This is a genomic window from Variovorax sp. KBS0712 (assembly GCF_006323185.2).
Classification (GTDB): Bacteria; Pseudomonadota; Gammaproteobacteria; order Burkholderiales; family Burkholderiaceae_C; genus Variovorax; species Variovorax boronicumulans.
The window spans coordinates 467,912-487,522 of record NZ_VCCD02000004.1 but is presented as its reverse complement, the minus strand read 5'-3'; the positions used below and the strand labels follow the sequence as shown (position 1 = coordinate 487,522).

At 69.6% G+C, this 19,611-nt stretch carries 19 protein-coding genes; 10 read left to right on the top strand and 9 right to left on the bottom strand.

All coding sequences use genetic code 11. The features are described from left to right. Positions 1–28: 28 nt before the first annotated feature. Positions 29–787 (bottom strand): sulfite exporter TauE/SafE family protein, encoded by a 759-nt coding sequence (locus FFI97_RS30470; RefSeq protein WP_139703963.1) that lies wholly within the window; start codon positions 785–787, stop codon positions 29–31. Positions 788–1,206: 419 nt separating this feature from the next. On the opposite strand from FFI97_RS30470, the gene FFI97_RS30465 reads away from it, so the two are divergent. Both FFI97_RS30465 and FFI97_RS30460 read left to right on the top strand, forming a co-directional pair. Continuing rightward, positions 1,207–2,445, top strand: coding sequence for an ammonium transporter (locus tag FFI97_RS30465; protein ID WP_139703965.1), 1,239 nt, complete (start codon positions 1,207–1,209; stop codon positions 2,443–2,445). A gap of 18 nt (positions 2,446–2,463) precedes the next feature. Further along, a complete protein-coding gene (locus FFI97_RS30460; protein ID WP_082818034.1) occupies positions 2,464–2,766 on the top strand; it encodes a hypothetical protein in 303 nt (100 codons plus the stop codon). 7 nt (positions 2,767–2,773) lie between these two features. Here FFI97_RS30460 and FFI97_RS30455 read toward each other — a convergent pair whose 3' ends face one another. From FFI97_RS30455 to FFI97_RS30440, 4 genes are all read right to left on the bottom strand, one after another. Then, a complete protein-coding gene (locus FFI97_RS30455) occupies positions 2,774–4,447 on the bottom strand; it encodes a thiamine pyrophosphate-binding protein (RefSeq protein WP_139703968.1) in 1,674 nt (557 codons plus the stop codon). Between the two features lie 29 nt (positions 4,448–4,476). Next, positions 4,477–5,694 carry a pyridoxal phosphate-dependent aminotransferase gene (locus FFI97_RS30450; protein ID WP_139703970.1) on the bottom strand — a complete coding sequence of 406 codons (1,218 nt, stop codon included), beginning with the start codon at positions 5,692–5,694 and terminating at the stop codon, positions 4,477–4,479. Beyond that, the gene (locus tag FFI97_RS30445; RefSeq protein ID WP_095743237.1) at positions 5,691–6,599 is read right to left on the bottom strand and encodes an amino acid ABC transporter substrate-binding protein; all 909 of its coding nucleotides are present in this window, start codon (positions 6,597–6,599) and stop codon (positions 5,691–5,693) included. The genes FFI97_RS30450 and FFI97_RS30445 overlap by 4 nt, the downstream gene beginning before the upstream one ends. Before the next feature lie 100 nt (positions 6,600–6,699). Continuing rightward, complete coding sequence (locus FFI97_RS30440; RefSeq protein ID WP_139703972.1) at positions 6,700–8,238, bottom strand: aldehyde dehydrogenase family protein; 1,539 nt, start codon at positions 8,236–8,238, stop codon at positions 6,700–6,702. Positions 8,239–8,419: 181 nt separating this feature from the next. On the opposite strand from FFI97_RS30440, the gene FFI97_RS30435 reads away from it, so the two are divergent. Then, the gene (locus FFI97_RS30435; protein WP_070063470.1) at positions 8,420–8,695 is read left to right on the top strand and encodes a GIY-YIG nuclease family protein; all 276 of its coding nucleotides are present in this window, start codon (positions 8,420–8,422) and stop codon (positions 8,693–8,695) included. Between the two features lie 301 nt (positions 8,696–8,996). Here the strand turns inward: FFI97_RS30435 and FFI97_RS30425 are convergent, their stop codons facing one another. Both FFI97_RS30425 and FFI97_RS30420 read right to left on the bottom strand, forming a co-directional pair. Further along, positions 8,997–10,631: a GMC family oxidoreductase gene (locus FFI97_RS30425; RefSeq protein ID WP_139703974.1), complete on the bottom strand. Its 1,635-nt coding sequence runs from the start codon at positions 10,629–10,631 to the stop codon at positions 8,997–8,999. A gap of 66 nt (positions 10,632–10,697) precedes the next feature. Next, positions 10,698–12,215 (bottom strand): CoA-acylating methylmalonate-semialdehyde dehydrogenase, encoded by a 1,518-nt coding sequence (locus FFI97_RS30420; RefSeq protein ID WP_139703976.1) that lies wholly within the window; start codon positions 12,213–12,215, stop codon positions 10,698–10,700. A gap of 86 nt (positions 12,216–12,301) precedes the next feature. Between FFI97_RS30420 and FFI97_RS30415 the strand changes: the two genes are divergently transcribed. The 7 genes from FFI97_RS30415 to FFI97_RS30385 all read left to right on the top strand — a co-directional run bounded on the left by FFI97_RS30415 (position 12,302) and on the right by FFI97_RS30385 (position 17,820). Beyond that, positions 12,302–13,210, top strand: a complete 909-nt coding sequence (locus tag FFI97_RS30415) for a LysR family transcriptional regulator (protein ID WP_062472753.1) — start codon at positions 12,302–12,304, stop codon at positions 13,208–13,210. A gap of 133 nt (positions 13,211–13,343) precedes the next feature. After that, a complete protein-coding gene (locus FFI97_RS30410) occupies positions 13,344–14,516 on the top strand; it encodes an MlaE family ABC transporter permease (protein WP_139703979.1) in 1,173 nt (390 codons plus the stop codon). Continuing rightward, positions 14,513–15,367: an ABC transporter ATP-binding protein gene (locus FFI97_RS30405; protein WP_095949775.1), complete on the top strand. Its 855-nt coding sequence runs from the start codon at positions 14,513–14,515 to the stop codon at positions 15,365–15,367. Before FFI97_RS30410 ends, FFI97_RS30405 begins: the two co-directional genes overlap by 4 nt. A gap of 8 nt (positions 15,368–15,375) precedes the next feature. Continuing rightward, positions 15,376–16,332 carry an MlaD family protein gene (locus FFI97_RS30400; RefSeq protein ID WP_139703980.1) on the top strand — a complete coding sequence of 319 codons (957 nt, stop codon included), beginning with the start codon at positions 15,376–15,378 and terminating at the stop codon, positions 16,330–16,332. 23 nt (positions 16,333–16,355) lie between these two features. Then, positions 16,356–17,045 carry an ABC-type transport auxiliary lipoprotein family protein gene (locus FFI97_RS30395; protein WP_240531270.1) on the top strand — a complete coding sequence of 230 codons (690 nt, stop codon included), beginning with the start codon at positions 16,356–16,358 and terminating at the stop codon, positions 17,043–17,045. A gap of 40 nt (positions 17,046–17,085) precedes the next feature. Then, on the top strand, positions 17,086–17,307 hold the full coding sequence (locus FFI97_RS30390; RefSeq protein ID WP_070063477.1) for a hypothetical protein: 222 nt from the start codon (positions 17,086–17,088) through the stop codon (positions 17,305–17,307). A gap of 18 nt (positions 17,308–17,325) precedes the next feature. Beyond that, positions 17,326–17,820, top strand: coding sequence for a GFA family protein (locus tag FFI97_RS30385; RefSeq protein ID WP_139703983.1), 495 nt, complete (start codon positions 17,326–17,328; stop codon positions 17,818–17,820). A 4-nt stretch (positions 17,821–17,824) separates the two neighbouring features. On the opposite strand, the gene FFI97_RS30380 is transcribed toward FFI97_RS30385, so the two are convergent. Together FFI97_RS30380 and FFI97_RS30375 are read right to left on the bottom strand one after the other, a co-directional pair. After that, a complete protein-coding gene (locus FFI97_RS30380) occupies positions 17,825–18,604 on the bottom strand; it encodes an SIR2 family NAD-dependent protein deacylase (RefSeq protein WP_139703985.1) in 780 nt (259 codons plus the stop codon). Then, positions 18,601–19,464: an IclR family transcriptional regulator gene (locus FFI97_RS30375; RefSeq protein WP_062472735.1), complete on the bottom strand. Its 864-nt coding sequence runs from the start codon at positions 19,462–19,464 to the stop codon at positions 18,601–18,603. The genes FFI97_RS30380 and FFI97_RS30375 overlap by 4 nt, the downstream gene beginning before the upstream one ends. Positions 19,465–19,611: the final 147 nt, after the last annotated feature.

Sequence of the window (19,611 nt, the reverse complement as noted above, 5' to 3'; positions counted from 1 at the left end):
GCCCCTGGCCAGACGCCAGGGGCTTTTTTTATTTCAGGAACGCGTCGTAGGCGGTTTTCAGGATCAGCGCACTCACCACCACGATGAACACGATCCGCACGAAGCCTGCCCCGTGCTTCAGCGCCACGCGCGTACCGACCAGGCTGCCGGCCACGTTGGCCACCGCCATCACCAGCCCGTAGTGCCACCAGACGTGGCCCTTGGCGGCCAGCAGGATCAGCGCGGCGGCGTTGGTCAGGGTGTTGATGACCTTGGCCGAGGCCGAGGCGTTGAGGAAGTCGTAGCCCATCCAGCGCACGAACAGGAACACCAGGAAGCTGCCCGTGCCCGGCCCGAAGAAGCCGTCGTAGAAACCGATGGTCAGGCCGATGGTGCTGGCCGCCAGCGTCTCGGCGCGGCCGCTGAAGCGCGGCGCGTGCAGCCGGCCCATGTCCTTGCGCGCCAGCGTGTAGACCAGCACGCCCAGCAGGATGACCGGCAGCGCCCGGCGCAGGAAGTCGCCCGGGAAGACCGTGACGGTCCAGGCGCCGAGCATCGAGCCGCCGAAACCCAGCAGCGCGGCCGGCCACATGGCGCTCCAGCGCATCTGCACCCGCTGGCTGAACTGGGCCGCCGAGGCCGCCGTGCCCCAGATGGACGCACTCTTGTTGGTGCCCAGCAGCGTGGCGGGCGGTGCGCCCGGAAACACCGCAAAGAGGGCCGGCACCAGGATCAACCCGCCGCCGCCCACGATCGCATCGATAAAACCCGCGAGCAGTGAGGCGCCCGTGACCACCAGCATTTCCATGCGGGCGATTGTCTCACCGGACCCGCTATCGAAACGATAGCTATGGTGGCCGGTACCGGCTGGCCAAGCGGCTTGTTTGGCTTGGAAGAAAGCGCCTGCATTCGCGCTGCGAACAGGCAAAAAAAAGCGCCGACCAGCGGCGCTTTTCAAATATCAGACAGGCATCTCGTACGGAGCCTTTGAAGAATGTTCTTGTTGATCGATCGGAAGCTTGTCTCCTCGGACCCTCGGCAGTACGAGCAGGGCCCGTCGCGAGTGCGCAGATTGTGCAAGCGCGCACCCGCCCGGTGCATTAGGAATTACCCGCTTCGTGTTACTTCGACCTCCCGGTTGGGAAACCAAAGTGTTTCAGTCAGTTAACAAGATGGCATGACTCGTGCACACAGGCCTTCTGTCCACCACTCCAAGAAGAAACGGTCATGGCCCTGCTGGCACCCCAAGCCTCCCTGAACGCGGCCGACACCGCCTGGATGATGACCTCGACCGCGCTGGTGCTGCTGATGACGCTGCCCGGCATCGCGCTCTTCTATGCCGGCATGGTGAGGCGCAAGAACGTGCTGGCCACCATGGCCGGGGTGGTGGCGATCGCCGCGGTGGTCTCGCTGACCTGGTTCGCGCTCGGCTACTCGCTGGCCTTCACGCCCGGCTGGCCCTGGCTGGGCAAGCTCTCGCACATCGGCTTCTCGGGCTTCGAGTACCTGAAAGAGGCCGGCCAGGTGGCCGTGAGCCACGTGGCGCCGAACGTGCCGGAATCGGTCTACGCCATGTTCCAGCTGAGCTTCGCGATCATCACCACCGCGCTGGTGCTCGGCGCCTTTGTCGAGCGCATGCGCTTCTCGGCGCTGCTGTGGTTCGCGCTGCTGTGGAGCGTGCTCGTGTACGCGCCGGTCGCGCACTGGGTCTGGGAGCCGGGCGGCTGGCTCGCGCAGATGGGTGCGCTCGACTTCGCGGGCGGCTCGGTGGTGCACGTCAACGCGGGCATCGCGGGGCTGGTGTGCGCCTATGCGCTCGGGCCGCGCCGGGGCTACGGGCGCGAGGCCTTCGAGCCCTACAGCCTGGCGCTCACCATGACGGGCGCGGGCCTGCTGTGGGTGGGCTGGTTCGGCTTCAATGCCGGCTCGGCGGTGGCGGCCGACGGGCGCGCGGGCCTGGCCATGCTGGTCACGCACATCGCGGCGGCGGCCGGCGCCATGAGCTGGATGGTCGGTGAATGGATCGTGCGCCGCAGCCCGTCGCTCCTGGGCCTGTGCTCCGGCCTCGTGGCGGGGCTGGTGGCGATCACGCCGGCGGCCGGCTTCGTCACGCCGCTGTCGGCGCTGGCCATCGGCGCCATCGCCGGGCTGGCCTGCTACTGGGGCGCCACGGGCCTGAAGCACCTGCTCGGTGCGGACGACTCGCTCGACGTGTTCGGCGTGCACGGCATCGGCGGCATCGTGGGCGCGCTGCTCACTGGCGTCTTCGCCGACCCGCGCATCTCGGGCGCGGCGGGCAATGTGCTGACGCAGGCGATCGCGGTCGCCAGCGTGGCGATCTACAGCGCGGCCGGCACAGCCATCGTGTTGTTCCTGGTGCATGTGCTGGTCGGATTGCGCGTCGACCCCGAGAGCGAACTGGTGGGCCTCGATCTTGCTCAGCATCGTGAACACCTGGGAGCCTGACCACCCGAGGGAGACGCCATGCCATCCATGTCCGAAAGCGAACGCATCGCGCTTGCAGCACGCCTTCACGTGGCACTGCGGCGAAAGCACGGGCGCGTGACCGACACCGAATGGATGGCCACCAACGCCGAGTACGCCGCCGAGATCGTGCGCATGACGCGCCAGCACGCCGCCGAGACGAAAGACGACGAACTCGACCAGCTCGCCACGCGGCTCGAGCAGGCCATGGAACCGCTGGCCCGCGCCGCGCGGCTGGCGGCGCGCCAGCCCGACGGCCTGCCGCCCACGCCGCCGCCGCGCTATGTCGGCGGGCTGCGCTGACGACGCCTCAGTTCGCGGCCAGCGCCGCCTTGCGGATCGACGCCAGCGTGCTCGCGGGCGTGATCGCCTCCGGGTCCAGCAGGCAATGCAGGATCGCCGGCTTGCCGCTGGCGCGCGCACGCGCCAGTGCGGGGCCGAATTCTTCCGTCGTGGTCACGCGCTCGCCGTGCCCGCCGAACACCTCGGCATAGCCACGGAAGTCGGGGTTCTTCAGCTGCGTGGCGCTGATGCGGCCGGGGTAGTGCTTTTCCTGGTGCATGCGGATCGTGCCGTACATGCCGTTGTCCAGCAGCACCACGAGGATCGGCAGGCCGTACTGCACGGCGGTCGCGAACTCCTGGCCGTGCATCATGAAATCGCCGTCGCCCGCGAACACGACCACCTCGCGTTCGGGCCACAGCCGCTTGGCGCCGACGCCCGCCGGCAGGCCGTAGCCCATCGAGCCGCTGGTCGGCGCGAGCTGGCTCGCGAACGCGCGGAACGGCCAGAAGCGATGCACCCAGGTCGCGAAGTTGCCCGCGCCGTTGCAGAAGATGGTGTCGGCCGGCAGCACCTCGCGCAGGTGCTGCATGACCTCGCCCATCTGCAGCGGGCCGGGGATGCGGACCGCGGCCGGGTCGCTCCAGCGCAGGAAGTCTTCGCGCGCGGTCTTCGTCTCGGCCTGCCACACGGGCGGTGACGCCGGACGCAACGCGGACACCGCTTCGGCGAACGCCTGCGGCGTGGCGTGGATGCCCTGCGTCGGGCGATAGAGCTTGCCGAGCTCGTCGGCATCGGCATGCACGTGCACCAGCGCCTGCTTCGGCTGCGGGATCGCGAACAGCTCATAGCCTTGCGACGGCACTTCCGACAGACGCCCACCCACCAGCAGCACGAGGTCCGCATCGCGGATGCGCGCCAGCATGCGCGGGTTGGCGCCGAGCCCCAGGTCGCCCGCATAGCAGGGGTGCTCGGCGGACATCAGCATCTGACGGCGGAACGAGCAGTACACGGGCAGCGCATGCGCCTCGGCGAACTTCGCGAACTGCTGCGTCGCGGCTTCCGACCAGCGACTGCCGCCCAGGATGACGACGGGCCGCTGCGCCTGCGACAAGCGCTGCTGCAGCTCGGCGATCTGCGCCGCGCCCGGATAGGTTTCGGTGACGGCATACGGCAGCGCATCGGCCACCACGGCGGCTTCGGTCAGCATGTCTTCGGGCAGCGCGATCACCACCGGACCGGGCCGGCCCGAGGTCGCGACATGAAAAGCGCGCGACACCAGCTCGGGCACGCGCGCCGGATCGTCGATCTGCACGACCCACTTGGCCATCGTGCCGAAGACCGCGCCGTAGTCCAGCTCCTGGAAGGCTTCGCGGCCCATCGCGTCGCGCGCGACCTGGCCGACGAACAGCAAGAGCGGCGTCGAATCCTGGTGCGCGATGTGCACGCCCGCCGCCGCGTTGGTGGCGCCGGGGCCGCGCGTGACGAAGCAGATGCCGGGCTGGCCCGTGAGCTTGCCCTGCGCCTCGGCCATCATCGTTGCGCCGCCCTCCTGCCGGCACACCGTCACGTCGATCGATGCGTCGTGCAGCGCGTCGAGCACGGCCAGGAAGCTTTCGCCGGGCACGCAGAAAAGCTGCCGGACGCCGTGGGTGATGAGCTGGTCGACCAGGATCTGGCCGCCGGTGCGGGAGGAAGTCATGAGGGTTCCAGTGGAATGAAGAGGAGAGGTCAGGAGAGCGCGGCGCAGGCCGCGGCGATGCGCGCGCACGCCTCTTCGAGCTGTGCCATCGACGTCGCATACGAGATGCGGAAATACGGCGCGAGCCCGAACACGCTGCCCGGCACCACCGCCACCTCGAAGTCCTGCAGCAGGTAGCGGCAGAAGTCGCTGTCGGTCTGCAGCAGCGCGCCGCTGGCAGTGCGCTTGCCGAGCACGCCGGCGCAGCTTGCGAAGGTGTAGAAGGCGCCCTCGGGCACGCGGCAATGCAGGCCTGGCGTGCGATTGAGCGCGGCCACGACGAAGTCGCGGCGCTGTTGAAAGGATGCGCAGCGCTCGGCCACGATGCCCTGCGGTCCGGTGAGCGCCTCGATCGCCGCGGCCTGGCTCACCGACGACGGGCACGAGGTCGACTGGCTCTGCACCACGGCCATCGCGGCGATCAGCGCGCGCGGTCCGGCGCCGTAGCCGACGCGCCAGCCGGTCATCGCATAGGCCTTCGACACGCCGTTCACCGTGAGCGTGCGTTCGCGCAAGCGCGGCTCCACGGCCACCGGCGTTGCGAACGCGAGGCCGTCGTAGAGGATGTGCTCGTAGATGTCGTCCGCCAGCACCCAGACGTGGGGATGATCGAGCAGCAGGTCGGTGATCGGCTTGAGTTGCGCCGCGCTGTAGGCCGCACCGCTCGGGTTAGACGGCGAGTTGAGAAACAGCCAGCGCGTGCGCGGCGTGATGGCCGCCTGCAGCTGCGCGGCGGTCAGCCGAAAGCCGTTCTCCTCGCCGCACGCCACCGACACCGGCACGCCGCCGCAGATCTGCACGATGTCGGCGTACGAGGTCCAGTACGGCGCAGGCAGGATCACTTCGTCGCCCGGGTTCAGGCTCGCCATCAGCGCATTGAAGATCACCTGCTTGGCGCCCGCGCTCACGCTGATCTCGTCGAGCGCAAAGTCCAGCGCGTTGTCGCGCTTGAACTTCAGCTGCACGGCCGCCTTCATCGCCGGGCTGCCGTCGAGCACCGTGTAGCGCGTGTCGCCGCGCGCAATGGCCTGCGAAGCCGCATGCCGGATGTTCTCGGGCGTGTCGAAGTCGGGCTCGCCCGCGCCCAGCACGATCACCGGGCGGCCGGCGCGCTTGAGCGCCTGCGCATGGTCGGTGATGCGCAGGATCTCCGAGACGTGGATGGCGCGCACGCGTTGCGCCGGCGAGAACACGGCGGCGTCTGTCACTTGGCGTAGGCCTCCAGCGGCTTGTCGTTGGGCTCGAGCAGCAGCTGCTTGAGCGCGGGGCTCATCGGCAGGTTGAGGCTGGTGTTCTTCGGCGGGATCGCGGCCACGAACCACTTGGTGTAGATCTTCTCGAGCTCGCCGCTCTTCATGAGCTTGCGCAGCGAATCGTCGACCGCCGCCTTGAAGGCCGGGTCGTCCTTGCGGAACAGCAGCGCGATCGGCTCGGAGCCCAGCGCCTCGCCGGTGATGCGGTAGGCCGTCGGGTTCTTCGAGTTCGCGATGATGCCGGCGAGCAGGTTGTCGTCGAGCACGAAGGCATCGGCGCGGCCCGACTCCATGAGGAGGAAGCTCTCCAGGTGGTCCTTGCCGAGCATCGTGTTGTACGAGACGTTCTGCGCGCGCTCGCGCTTGCGCAGCAGCTGCACGGCGGTGGTGCCGGTCGAGGCCGACACGTTGCGGCCCGCGAGCTGGTCGAGCGTGGTGATGCCCGAGTCGACCTTGGTCGCCATGCGCACTTCGCTCACGTACGTGGTGAGCGCGAAGGCCACCTGCTGCTGGCGCGCGGTGTTGTTGGTGGTGGGGCCGCAGCCGATGTCCAGCGTGCCGTTCTGCACCAGCGGGATGGTGTTCTGCGCGGTCACGGCCATGTACTCGAGCTTGGCGTTGGGCGTGATGTCCTTGAGCACGCGCTCGCAGAGTTCGACGTGGTAGCCCACGTACTTCTCGCCCGCGCCCAGCATGTAGGCCATGGGCGGCGAGGCTTCGCGCACGCCGAGCACGACCTTGCCGCTCGCCTTGATCTTGTCGAGCGTGCCGCCCGTGGGCGCCTGCTGCGCGGTGGCGGTGGTGCCGAAGGCGAGCGCAAGCAGCGCGGCGGTGGCGAGGGTCTTCAGTTGCATCTTCATCTTTGCTGTCTCCTGGTGGTTTTTCTGGGGGGATAGGTACGGCCGCTGCCTGGCCGCTGCGGCGAAACGCCGCGCGGCAGGCACCACGGGCCGGGGTTGTTCAGTCGCCGATGTCGAAGGTCACGCCTTGAGCCAAGGGCAATGCCGTCGAGTAGTTGATGGTGTTGGTGGCGCGGCGCATGTACGCCTTCCAGCTGTCCGAGCCCGCTTCGCGTCCGCCGCCGGTTTCCTTCTCGCCACCGAAGGCGCCGCCGATCTCGGCACCGCTCGGTCCGATGTTGACGTTGGCGATGCCGCAGTCCGAACCCGCGCTGGACATGAAGCGCTCGGCCTCGCGCACGTTGAGCGTGAAGATCGACGACGACAGGCCCGCGCCCACCGCGTTGTGCCATTCGATGGCTTCGTCGAGCGAGCTGTAGCGCACCACATAGAGGATGGGCGCGAAGGTCTCGCGCAGCACGGGGCCGGCGTGCGACTTCAGCTCCACCAGCGCGGGGCGCACATAGAACGCGTCCTGCGTGCCGATGCCCTCGACGCGCTGGCCGCCGTGCACCGTGGCGCCGGTCTCGCGGCTTTCGTTCAGGGCCTTCTGCATGCCGTCGAAGGCGGCGCGGTCGATCAGTGGACCGACCAGCGTGCCGGCCTCGCGCGGGTCGCCCACCTGCACATTGCCGTAGACCTTCACGAGCTTGGGCACCAGCTGGTCGTACACGCTCTCGTGCACGAACAGGCGTCGCAGCGTGGTGCAGCGCTGGCCGGCCGTGCCCATGGCCGCGAAGGCGATGCCGCGCAGCGTGAGATCGAGGTCAGCCGAGGGCGTGACGATGGCGGCGTTGTTGCCGCCGAGTTCGAGAATCGCGCGGGCGAAGCGCGCCGCCAGCTTCGGCCCGACCTGCCGGCCCATCGCCGTGGAGCCCGTGGCCGAGAGGATCGGCACGCGGGGGTCGTCGACCAGCACCTCGCCGATGTCGCGCGGGCCCAGCAGCAGGCCGAGCAGGCCTTCGGGCGCGTCGCCGAAGCGTTCGATGGCGCGCTGCGCGATGGCGTGCACGGCCAGCGCGGTGAGCGGTGTTTTCTCGGACGGCTTCCACACCACCGGATCGCCGCACACCAGCGCGAGCGCCGCGTTCCACGACCACACGGCCACGGGAAAGTTGAAGGCAGAGATCACGCCGCACACGCCCAGCGGATGCCAGGTTTCCATCATCCGGTGCTCGGCGCGTTCGGTGGCCAGCGTGAGGCCGTAGAGCTGGCGCGAGAGGCCGACGGCGAAGTCGCAGATGTCGATCATTTCCTGCACCTCGCCCGCGCCTTCGGACGGGATCTTGCCGGCCTCCAGCGTGACGAGGCGGCCCAGGTCGCGCTTGGCGGCGCGCAGCTCTTCGCCCAGCAGGCGCACCAGCTCGCCGCGACGCGGCGCCGGCACCAGGCGCCAGGCCTTGAAGGCCTCGTGCGCGCGGCCGATGGCGCCGGTGGCTTCCACGGCCGTGGTCTGCGGCACCTGCGCGATCACCTCGCCGCTGACCGGCGAGCGCACCGTGAGGTCGCCGCGGGTGTGGGCGGTGCGGGGCACGCCCAGGCGATGCAGCAGTTGTTCGACCTCGGCGGGAAGGGACACGGGGGTCTGGGCTTCTGGCATGGACGCTCCAGGGAGAAGGAAGTACAGAAGAAGAAATGCAACGGCGTTAACGGGCCAATATGTGCGAAACCCGCGCCCTTGCCTAGCGAAAAATTGGAAGGACTTGGTGCGTTTTGCGAATGAACTTCGTGGTGACACCTTCGTTCGACGCACGACAAACGCCTGCCCGCACAATGCGCGCGTGCCCCGAAAACCGTCCGATCCCTCGCCGCCCCCACCCTATTGGCTCTACCTGCTGGAATGCGAAGGCGGCGTGTACTACGCGGGCATCGCGCTCGACGTGGAGCAGCGCTTCTTCCAGCATGTCTTCGGGCTGGGCGCCAAGTTCACGCGCGCGCGTCCGCCGCAGCGCGTGCTGGCGGCGCGCCAGTACCCCGACAAGGGCGCCGCGCTGCGGGCGGAGATCGCGCTCAAGGCGCTGCCTCGCGCACGCAAGCTGGCGTTCTTCGACAGTTAGCCACCCGCCGCAGGCGACCTGCGCAGCATCACCGGCAGGCACAGCAGATAGCGCACGGCGCCGGCCAGCCCTGCGCCGTGGGCTGGAGGAGCAGGCGGCACCGCCCGATGCGGAAGTTCGGCAGCAGGCGCTCGATGCCGCCGCGGCCTCGCGCCCGCTGCTGGCCGAGGCCTTCGCCAGCTACCGCAAGGCCGGCCCCGATGCGATGTTCGAGGTCGGCGTGGACCTCATGCTCGAAGGCGCGAAGGCGCGCCTGCAGGCTGACACCCAGCGCGGCGCCAAGCCGCGCCGCTGAGCCGGCTCAGCGGTTGCGGTTGTCTTCCAGGATCCAGCCCGCCGCCTTCTCCGCCATCATCAGCGTCGGGCTGTTGGTGTTGCCGCTCGTGATGGTGGGCATCGCGCCCGCATCGACCACGCGCAGGCCGTGCACCCCGCGCACGCGCAGGCGCGCATCGAGCACCGCCATCGGGTCGCCGTCGGCGCCCATCTTGGTGGTGCCGACCGGATGGAAGATGGTGGTGGCGATGTCGCCGGCCAGCCGCGCGAGGTCGTCGTCGGTCTGGTACTGCACGCCAGGCTTCCACTCTTGCGGCTTGTACTTGGCGAGCGCGGGCTGCTGCGCGATGCGGCGCGTCACGCGCAGCGAATCGGCCGCCACCTTGCGGTCTTCCTCGGTGCTCAGGTAGTTGGGCGCGATGGCGGGCGCATCTTCGAAACGCGCGCTCTTGATGCGCACCGAGCCCCGGCTCGTCGGGTTCAGGTTGCACACGCTCGCGGTGAAGGCCGGGAAACTGTGCAGCGGCTCGCCGAAGGCGTCGAGCGACAGCGGCTGCACGTGGTACTGGATGTTGGGCCACGCGCGGTCGGGCGAACTGCGCGTGAAAGCGCCGAGCTGCGACGGCGCCATGCTCATCGGGCCGCTGCGCTTCAGCAAATATTCGAGGCCGATCTTCGCCTTGCCGACCAGCGACGAGGCCAGCACGTTGAGCGTGGGCGCGCCCTCGATCTTGTAGACCGCGCGGATCTGCAGGTGGTCCTGCAGGTTGGCGCCAACGCCGGGCGCGTCCAGCGCCACCTCGATGCCGTGCTGGCGCAGCAGCTCGGCCGGGCCGACGCCCGACAGCTGCAGGATCTGCGGCGAGCCGATGGCGCCCGCGCTGAGGATCACTTCGCACTCGGCATGCGCGGTGGTCATCTCGGTGCCGTCCCACACCTGCGCCCCGGTGCAGCGTTTCGTGCCGTCGGGCAGCGTCTCGAACAGCAGGCGCGACACCTGCGCGCCGGTCCACAGTTCGAAGTTGGGGCGGCCGTAGCAGGTGGGCCGCAGGAAGGCCTTGGCGGTGTTCCAGCGCCAGCCGTTCTTCTGATTGACCTGGAAGTAGCCCACGCCTTCGTTGCTGCCGCGGTTGAAGTCGGCGGTGTGCGGCACGCCGGCCTGCACGGCCGCGTCGGCGAAGGCGTCGAGGATGTCCCAACGCAGCCGCTGTTTCTCGACACGCCACTCACCACCCGCGCCGTGCATCTCGTCGGCGCCGAGGTAGAAGTCTTCGTGCTTGCGAAAGGCCGGCAGCACGTTCTCCCAGCGCCAGCCTTCGTCGCCCGTGAGCTCAGCCCAGTGCTCGTAGTCGCGCGACTGGCCGCGCATGTAGATCATGCCGTTGATGCTGGAGCAGCCGCCCAGCGTCTTGCCACGCGGATAGCGCAGCGTGCGGCCGTTGAGGCCCGCGTCGGGCTCGGTGTTGTAGAGCCAGTCGGTGCGCGGGTTGCCGATGCAATACAGGTAGCCCACCGGAATGTGGATCCAGTGGTAGTCGTCCTTGCGGCCGGCCTCGATGAGCAGCACACGCTTGGTCTTGTCGGCGCTCAGCCGGTTGGCGATGAGCGAGCCGGCGGTGCCGGCGCCGATGATGATGTAGTCGAAGGTGGTGTCGCTCATGGCGGCTGGCTTTTGTCTCTCGTTGTTCTTCGGATCGAAGCAGCGCCGCGCGTGCGGCGCCCCTTTTTACTTCGCGGTGGGCATCACGAACTCTGCGCCCTTGCCGATGCTCTCCGGCCAGCGCTGCATGATCGACTTCTGCTTCGTATAGAAGCGCACGCCCTCTTCGCCATACGCGTGCATGTCGCCGAACAGGCTCTTCTTCCAGCCGCCGAAGCCGTGCCAGGCCATCGGCACCGGGATCGGCACGTTGATGCCGACCATGCCGACCTGGATGCGGCGGCCGAACTCGCGCGCCACGTTGCCGTCGCGCGTGAAGCAGCTCACGCCGTTGCCGAACTCGTGCGCGTTGATGAGGTCCACAGCCTCCTTGAAGGTCGCGACACGCAGGCAGCCCAGCACGGGGCCGAAGATCTCTTCCTTGTAGATGCGCATCTCGGGCGTGACGTGGTCGAACAGCGTGCCGCCCATCCAGAAGCCGTCGCCGCAACCTTCGCCCGCCTTGTTGCCGTCGAAGCTGCGGCCGTCGACCAGCAGCTTCGCGCCTTCCTTCTCGCCCTGCGCGATGTAGCCGGTGATGCGCTCGTGCGCGGCGCGCGTGACGATCGGGCCCATCTCGGCCGCGAGGTTCTCGCCATCGAGCACCTTCAGCGTCTTGGTGCGCTCGATGAGCTTGGGCAGCAGCCGGTCGGCCACGTCGCCCACCAGCACCGCGACGCTGATCGCCATGCAGCGCTCGCCGGCCGAGCCGTAGCCGGCGCCGATGAGGGCGTCCACGGCCTGGTCGATGTCGGCGTCGGGCATGACGACCATGTGGTTCTTCGCGCCGCCCAGGGCCTGCACGCGCTTGCCGTGGCGCGCGCCGGTCTCGTAGATGTAGTTGGCGATGGGCGTGGAGCCCACGAAGCTCACGGCCTTGACGTCGGGGTGCTCCAGCAGCGCGTCGACCGCGGCCTTGTCGCCCTGCACCACGTTGAACACGCCGTCGGGCAGGCCGGCCTTCTTGAGCAGCTCGGCCATCAGCAGCGACGGGCTCGGGTCGGTCGGGCTGGGCTTGAGCACGAAGGTGTTGCCCGCGGCAATGGCCACCGGGAACATCCACATCGGCACCATCACCGGGAAGTTGAAGGGCGTGATGCCCGCGACCACGCCCAGCGGCTGGCGCAGCGTCCAGTTGTCGATACCGGTGCTCACCTGGTCGGTGAAGTCGCCCTTGAGCAGCTGCGGGATGCCGCAGGCGAACTCGACGATGTCGATGCCGCGGCTCACCTCGCCCTGCGCGTCGGTGAAGACCTTGCCGTGCTCGGCGGTGATGAGGTGGGCGAGTTCGTCCTTGTGCTGGTTGAGCAGCTCCAGGAACTTGAACATCACGCGCGCCCGGCGGATCGGCGGCGTGTCGGCCCAGGCCGGGAACGCGGCCTGCGCGGCGGCCACGGCGGCGGCCACCTGGGCGGCGTCGGCCAGGCCGACCTTGCCGGTGACGGCGCCGGTGGCGGGGTTGGTCACGTCCTGCGTGCGGCCGGAGGTGTTGGCGGCGGGGGCGCCGGCGATGTGGTGGTCGATATTTCGGGTGCTGATGGACATGTGCGGGTCTCCTGAAGGCAATTTGGCCCAATCCACGAAGAGAAAGCCAATGAATTCGCGTCGATGGCGCTATAAATCAGTCTTATATGACTACGTCATCGATGGACCTCCAGATTCTGCGCGCCTTCATCCTGGCGGCGCGCGAGGGCAACGTCTCGCGCGCCGCCGAAAAGCTGCACCTGACGCAGCCCGCGGTGAGCCTGCAGCTCAAGCGTTTTGCGGAAGAAACCGGGCTGGTGCTGTTCACCCGCACGCCTCACGGGCTGGCGCTCACGGCCGACGGCGCGGCCATGCTGCCGCAGGCCGAGCGCGTGCTGGCGGCCGTGGGCGACCTGCAGCAGGCCGCGCGCAACCTGCAGGTCACGGTGCGCGGGGCGCTGCGCATCGGCACCATCCTCGACCCCGAATTCACGCGCCTCGGCGTGTTCCTGCGCGAGCTGGTCGAGGCCGCGCCGCAGATCGAGACCGAGCTGCGCCACGGCATGAGCGGCAGCGTGCTGGCGCAGGTGCTGCGCGGCGAGCTCGACGTGGGTTTTCACCTCGACCCGGGCGATGAACCCGACGACGCCGCCCCGGCGCCGCTGGCGGTGCGCACCCTCACCCGCTTCAGCTACCGCGTGGTCGCACCGGCCGGCTGGGGCCCGCAGGTGCTGGGCCGCGACTGGAAGGCGCTGGCCGCCCTGCCCTGGCTGGCCACGCCGCCCGAGTCGGCGCACCACCGTTTGCTGGAACGCGTGTTCGGCCCGCTCGGCCTGGCGCCCCGGCGCGTGGCGCTGGTCGACCAGGAGGCCTCGATGCTCGACCTGCTGAAGTCGGGCGTCGGCCTGAGCCTGGTGCGCGACTCGATCGCCATCCGCGAAAGCCAGGCCCACGGCCTCGTGCTGGCCGACCGCGTGCGGCTGGATTGCGCGCTGCGTTTCGTCTCGCTGGCCGCACGGCGCGACGAGCCCGTGATCGCCAGCGCCTGGGATGCGCTGGCCCGGGCCTGGAGCTGAAGATTGGCTGAAAAAAACGGCGTCTGGCCCTACGCAAACGAAGGGCCAGACGCACACAAGCCCCGGATGCACGCGGTTACGATGCGCGCTCTCGCTTGGACCTTTGTTTACGTTTTGTCCCGCACCTTTGCCCATGTCGCCTACCCCGTCGCCCGCTGACGCCCCCGCCACCGACGACGCCTTCGCGCCGCCGCGCGCGCAGACGCAGGACGTGGACGGCCGTACCTGGGCCGTGGCCAGCGGTTGCTGGACCACGCTGGCGATGTCGACGCGCCCGGCCTGGGAGGCGCTGGCCAGGGACCTCGCGGCGCTGCCGCCCGCGGACGACCGGGCCTGGGACCTGCGCCCCATCGGCCAGCTCGACCACATCGGCGCCCAGCTGCTGTGGGAGCACTGGCGCCAGGCCTGGCCGGCCACGATCGAGCTGTCGCCGCAGCACCAGGCGGTGCTCGACCAGGTGGCGAAGTTCACGGTGGCCACGCCCGACGAGCCGCCCAAGTCGCTGAGCGACCGGCTGCACGCACTGGCCCACCACGGCCCGCGCGCGATGGTCGTGCTGCGCGACTTCGTCGGCCTCATCGGCCAGCTCGCGCTCGACCTGTGCACGCTGGCGCGCGCGCCGCACCGCGCGCCGTGGCGCGACTTCTCGGGCCACCTCTATCAGTTCGGCGCCACGGCGCTGCACATCACGGCGCTGGTCGGCCTCTTGATCGGCGTGGTGCTGGCGTACCTGATCTCCCAGCAGCTGCGCAACTACGGCGCCGAGGCCTTCGTGGTGAACATCCTCGGGCTGTCGCTGATCCGCGAGCTCGGGCCGGTGCTGGCCGCCGTGCTGATCGCGGGCCGCTCGGGCTCGGCGATCACGGCGCAGATCGGCGTGATGCGCGTCACCGAAGAACTCGACGCCATGCGCGTGATGGGCATCCCGCACGGCTTCCGTCTCGTGATGCCGCGCGTGCTGGCGCTGGCCATCGCGATGCCGCTGATCAGCCTGTGGACCTCGATGGCGGCGCTGGCCGGCGGCATGCTCGCGGCCGATGCGGCGCTGGGCATTTCGCCGTCGTATTTTCTGTCGGCCTTGCCGCGCGCGGTGCCCATCTCCAACCTCTGGCTGGCCCTGGCCAAGTCGGCGGTGTTCGGCGTGCTGATCGCGCTGATCGGCTGCTACTTCGGCATGAAGGTCAAACCCAACACCGAGAGCCTGGGGCGCGGCACCACGTCGTCGGTCGTGACCTCGATCACCGCCGTGATCCTGGTCGACGCGCTCTTCGCAGTGCTCTTCAAGGGCATAGGATTCCGCGGATGAACGCCGCCGCGACATCCCCGTCGAACACCGTGGTCGACATCCGCAAGCTCTGGACCGTGTTCAAGAGCCCCGATGGCGAACAGGTGGTGCACCGCGACCTCGACCTGCACCTCGACCGCGGCGAGGTGCTGTCGCTGGTCGGCGGCTCGGGCACCGGCAAGACGGTGCTGCTGCGGCAGATCCTCGGGCTGCAGAAGCCCACGAAGGGCGCGGTCGAGGTGCTGGGCCGGGCGCCGGGCGAACTCAGCGCGGCCGGTGCGGCCAACGTGGGCATGCTGTTCCAGCACGGTGCGCTGTTCTCGGCCTTCAGCGTGCTGGAGAACATCGCCTTTCCGCTGCGCGAACTCAAGCTGCTGCCCGACGAGCTGATCCGCAACGCCGCGCTCGTGAAGCTGCAGATGGTGGGGCTGGAGCCGCAGCATGCGAACAAGAGCCCGTCGGACCTGTCGGGCGGCATGATCAAGCGCGTGGCGCTGGCGCGCGCGCTCATCATGGACCCGCCGCTGCTGCTGCTGGACGAACCCACGGCCGGCCTCGACCCCGAAGCCTCCGACAGTTTCTGCGACCTGCTGCGCGGCCTGCACCGCGAGCTGGGCCTGACGGTCGTGATGGTCACGCACGACCTGGACACCCTGTTCGACCTGAGCACCCGCATCGCGGTGCTGGCCGACCAGAAGGTGATCGTGAGCGGCACGGCGCGCGAAGTCATCGCCTACCCGCATCCCTTCATCCACGAATACTTTCTCGGCGGGCGCGGCCAGCGCGCCCTGGAGGCGCTGCACGACAAGCCCGCCGCCGGCAAAGCACCACCCGCGCCGCAGCCCGAGGCCGCGCGCGCTGAAGAAAGGTAGGTCCCCCCATGGAAAACAAGGCCCATGCCCTCGCCGCCGGCGCCTTCGTGCTCGGCCTGATCGCCGCGCTCGTCGCGCTGGTGGTCTGGTTCACGCGCGACAACACCGTGCGCAACGTCTACGAACTCTCCACCCGCGACGCCGTGAGCGGCCTGCAGCCGCAGGCCCAGGTGCGCTACCGCGGCATCTCGGTCGGCAAGGTGACCTCGATCGACTTCGACCCCAAAACCAAGGGCAACGTGCGCGTGCGCATCACGGTCGACGAGCGCGTGCCGCTCACCACCTCCAGCTTTGCCACGCTGAGCTACCAGGGCGTGACCGGCCTGGCCTTCATCGCGCTGGACGACGAGGGCGAATCGACCGTCGCGCTCAAGCCCGACAACAACAACCCGCCGCGCATTCCGCTCAAGCCCTCGATGCTCGCGAAGCTGCAGGACCGCGGCGAGGAGATCATCGACCAGGTGGAAGAAGTGACCAAGCGCGCCAACGCGCTGCTGGCCGACGCCAACCAGAAGCGCGTGGCCGACGCGCTGGAGAACATCGCGGCCGCCTCGGCCAGCGCCAACACACTGCTCAAGCAGCTCGACAACACCGTCAAGACCGGCCTGAACCCGACGCTGGCCGCCATGCCCGAAACGCTGTCGACGGTGAAGAAGGCGGCCGGCGATGTCTCGCGCGTGGCCAACAACTTCAATTCCACCGTGGGCCGGCTCAACGCACCCGACGGCCCGGTCGAGCGCCTGAGCGAGGGCACCAAGGCGCTGGCGCAGGCGGTCGACTCGTTCAACGCCGCCACCCTGCCGCGCGTGAACCGCGTGGCCGACGACACCGCCCACGCGGTGCGCCGCCTGGGCCGCGCGGCCGACAGCATCAACGACAACCCGCAATCGCTGCTGTTCGGCAATGGCGGCGCCGCCGCGGGCCCGGGCGAGCCCGGCTTCGTCGCACCCGCCGCACGCCACTGACCGGGAGCAGACCAACCATGCGCATGAAGAACACCCTCCCCGCCCTCGCCAGCCTCGGCTGTGTGCTGCTGGTCGCCGGCTGCGGCATGCTGCCCGACAAGCCGGCGCGCGCCACGCTGTACGACTTCGGCCCCGGTCTTTCGGCCGCCGCACCTGCCGCCGCTGCCGCGCCGGCCACCGCGCTGCCGGCGCTGTCCCTCGCGGAGTTCGACAGCAACACGCGCCTGGACGGCACGCAGATCCTGTACCGCCTGGGCTATGCCGACGCCAACGAACTGCGCCCCTACGGCCAGTCGCGCTGGAGCCTGCCGCCCGCGCAGCTGCTGCGCCAGCGGCTGCGCGACACGCTGGCCGAGCGCCGCACCGTGCTCGGCCCCGAAGAAAGCGCGACGCTCGCGCGCACCGAGGGCATCGTGCCCGACACGCTGCGCATCTCGCTCGACGAGTTCAGCCACTACTTCGATGCGCCCGCCAGCAGCACGGGCCTGGTGCGCCTGCGCGCCACGCTGGTCCGCACCGCCACCGGCGGCGACCGCGTGATGGGCCAGCGGACCTTCACCGTGCGCCGTCCCGCCGCCAGCGCCGACGCGCCCGGCGGAGTGAAGGCGCTCATCGCGGCGAGCGACGCGGCCATGGCCGAGGTCGTGCAGTGGGTCGACCAGTTGCAGCAGCAGGAGCCGCCGCAGCCGCGTGTGGCGGCGCCACGGCGCTGAACGGCTTTTCATTCCAACCAACCCTGAGGAGACCCGTCCCATGAACGCAACGCGCATCGTCGGCATCCTGCTGGTCGTGGCCGGCATCGCCGGGCTCGGCCTGGGCGGCTTCAGCTTCACCAAGGAAACCCACCAGGCCAAGCTGGGCCCGCTGGAGTTCTCGGTGAAGGAAAAACAGACCATCAACATCCCGGCCTGGGCCGGCGTGGCGGCGATCGTGGTGGGCGGCGCGCTGGTGCTGCTGGGTGGCAAGAAGGGCTGACGCCCGCCGACCACTGCCATGGCCGACGCCTTCGTGCCGCTGGAAGGCGGCTGCACCTGCCGGCAGGTGCGCTACCGCCTGAACGCCCCGCCGCTGTTCGTGCACTGCTGCCACTGCCGCTGGTGCCAGCGCGAGACGGGCTCGCCCTTCGCGCTCAATGCGCTGATCGAACCGGAACAGGTGCAGGTGCTGCAGGGCGCGGTCGATCTGGTGCTCACGCCCTCGGCCAGCGGACGCGGCCAGAAGTACGCGCGCTGCCCGGCCTGCCATGTCGCGCTGTGGAGTCACTACGCCGGCGCCGGCGACGCCGTGAGCTTCATCCGCGTGGGCACGCTCGACACGCCCGACCGGCTGCCGCCGGATCTGCACATCTTCACGATGTCCAAGCAGCCGTGGGTGGTGCTGCCGCCCGGCGCAGCGGCGGTGCACGAGTACTACGACCGCAAGGACTACTGGCCCGCCGAAAGCCTCGCGCGCTGGCGCGTGCTGCGCGAGAAAATGCGGGCCGGCTAGCGCTTCAGTCGCCCGCCATGCCGGCGACCAACTTCGGCAGCAGGTCTTCCGACGCCCCCCGCAACACCACCGCCGCTGCATCGTCCAGATGCGGCAGCGGCTCGATATTCAGCGTGACCAGCCGCGCCCCGCGCGCCATCGCCAGCTTGGGCAGTTCGGCCGCCGGGTAGACGATGGTGGTGCTGCCGACCACCAGGAACAGGTCGGACTCCTGTGCCGCCACCTGCGCGTCGAGCAGCACGCCGGCGTTCAGCATCTCGCCGAACATGACCACGTCGGGCCGCGCGTGCGAGCCGCAGCGCAGGCAGCGGTGGAAGGGCCAGGGGCCGCTGCGGTTGCCGCAGTGGTCGCAGCGCCAGCGGCGCAGCGAGCCGTGCAGCTCCAGCACGTCCTGCCCGCCGGCCTTGCCGAGCAGGCCGTCGACGTTCTGCGTGATGAGCCGGGTCGCGGGACGCAGCCGCTGCAGCTGCGCGAGCGCGAGGTGGCCGGGGTTGGGCGACGCGGTCTCGATCTGCGACAGGCGCTGGGCCCAGAACTTCGTGAAGCCGCCCGGGTCGCGCGCGAGGTCGTCGGCATGCGAGAACTTGAGCGCGTTCTGGCTCATCCAGAGACCGTCGGCGTCGCGGTAGGTCGGGATGCCCGAGGCCTTGGACAGCCCCGCGCCCGAGAAGACCACGATGCGCCGCGCGCCGCGCAGCAACGCCACGGTGCGGTCGATGCGCAGCGCGAGGTCGTCGGAGGAAGAAGAAGACGTGGAAGACAAGGCGGAAGAAAACAGGGTCATCGATCGGAAACGGAGGGCACCACGGCGCCGGTGGCGCTCGCCCCCAGGCGCTGCGACACCGTGCCCGCGCAGGCCTTGAGCGCGCGCGCGATCTCGCCGTCCCAGGCGGTGTGGAAGATGCCGGCCGGGCCGATGGCGGTCACGGCCAGCACGATGGCGCCCGTGTGGTCGAACACGGGCGCGGCCATGGCGCTCACGCCCTCGATCACCTCGCCGTCGGAGCGGCTGATGCCGTGGTCGCGCACTTCCTGGCACTGGCGCTCGAAGTCGCTCCACGAGGGCAGCGGCTGCACCGGCGGCATGCCGGCCGGCGGCGCGGGCTCGGCGGCGCCCTTGCGCTGCTTCTGGCGCTGGCGCTCGTCCTCGAGCTGCGCGCGCACCACCGCCGGGTCGAGGTAGGCGGCGAAGACGCGGCCCGAGGCCGTGTTGGTGAGCGAGAACACCGTGCCGTGGCGCATGTTCACGTGCACCGGCGAAGGCGACTCGGCCGTGCGCACGATGGTCGCGCCGCGCGCGCCCCACACGGCCAGCGCCACGGTGTGGCCGATCTGCTGCGCGAGCTGGCCGATCAGCGGCGTGGCGATGTGCACCGGGTCGGCCTGCTGCAGGCTGATCAGACCCAGTTGCAAGGCCAGCGGGCCGAGCAGATAGTGGCCGCTGGCGCGGTCCTGCTCGATGAGGCCCAGCCGGCCGAAGCTCACCATGTACGGGTGGGCCTTGGCGGCCGTCATGTCCGCTTCGCGGGCAAGGTCTTTGAGCGCCATCGGGCGGCCGTGGTGCACCAGCGCGCGCAGCAGCTGCCCGCCGACTTCGATGCTCTGGATGCCGCGCTGGGCGCGGTCGGTGTCAGTCGCTGCCATGGCCGCCTTGCCGTCTGGTTGTTCGTTCATGAAGAAGGCATTAGACATGAACTGATCTCGGGCTTACACTCCGCGAATTCGTTATCTGCAAACTCGTTCGCCTTAAACGAATCAGGCGAATCCCAAAACCACCCCACCGGAGACACA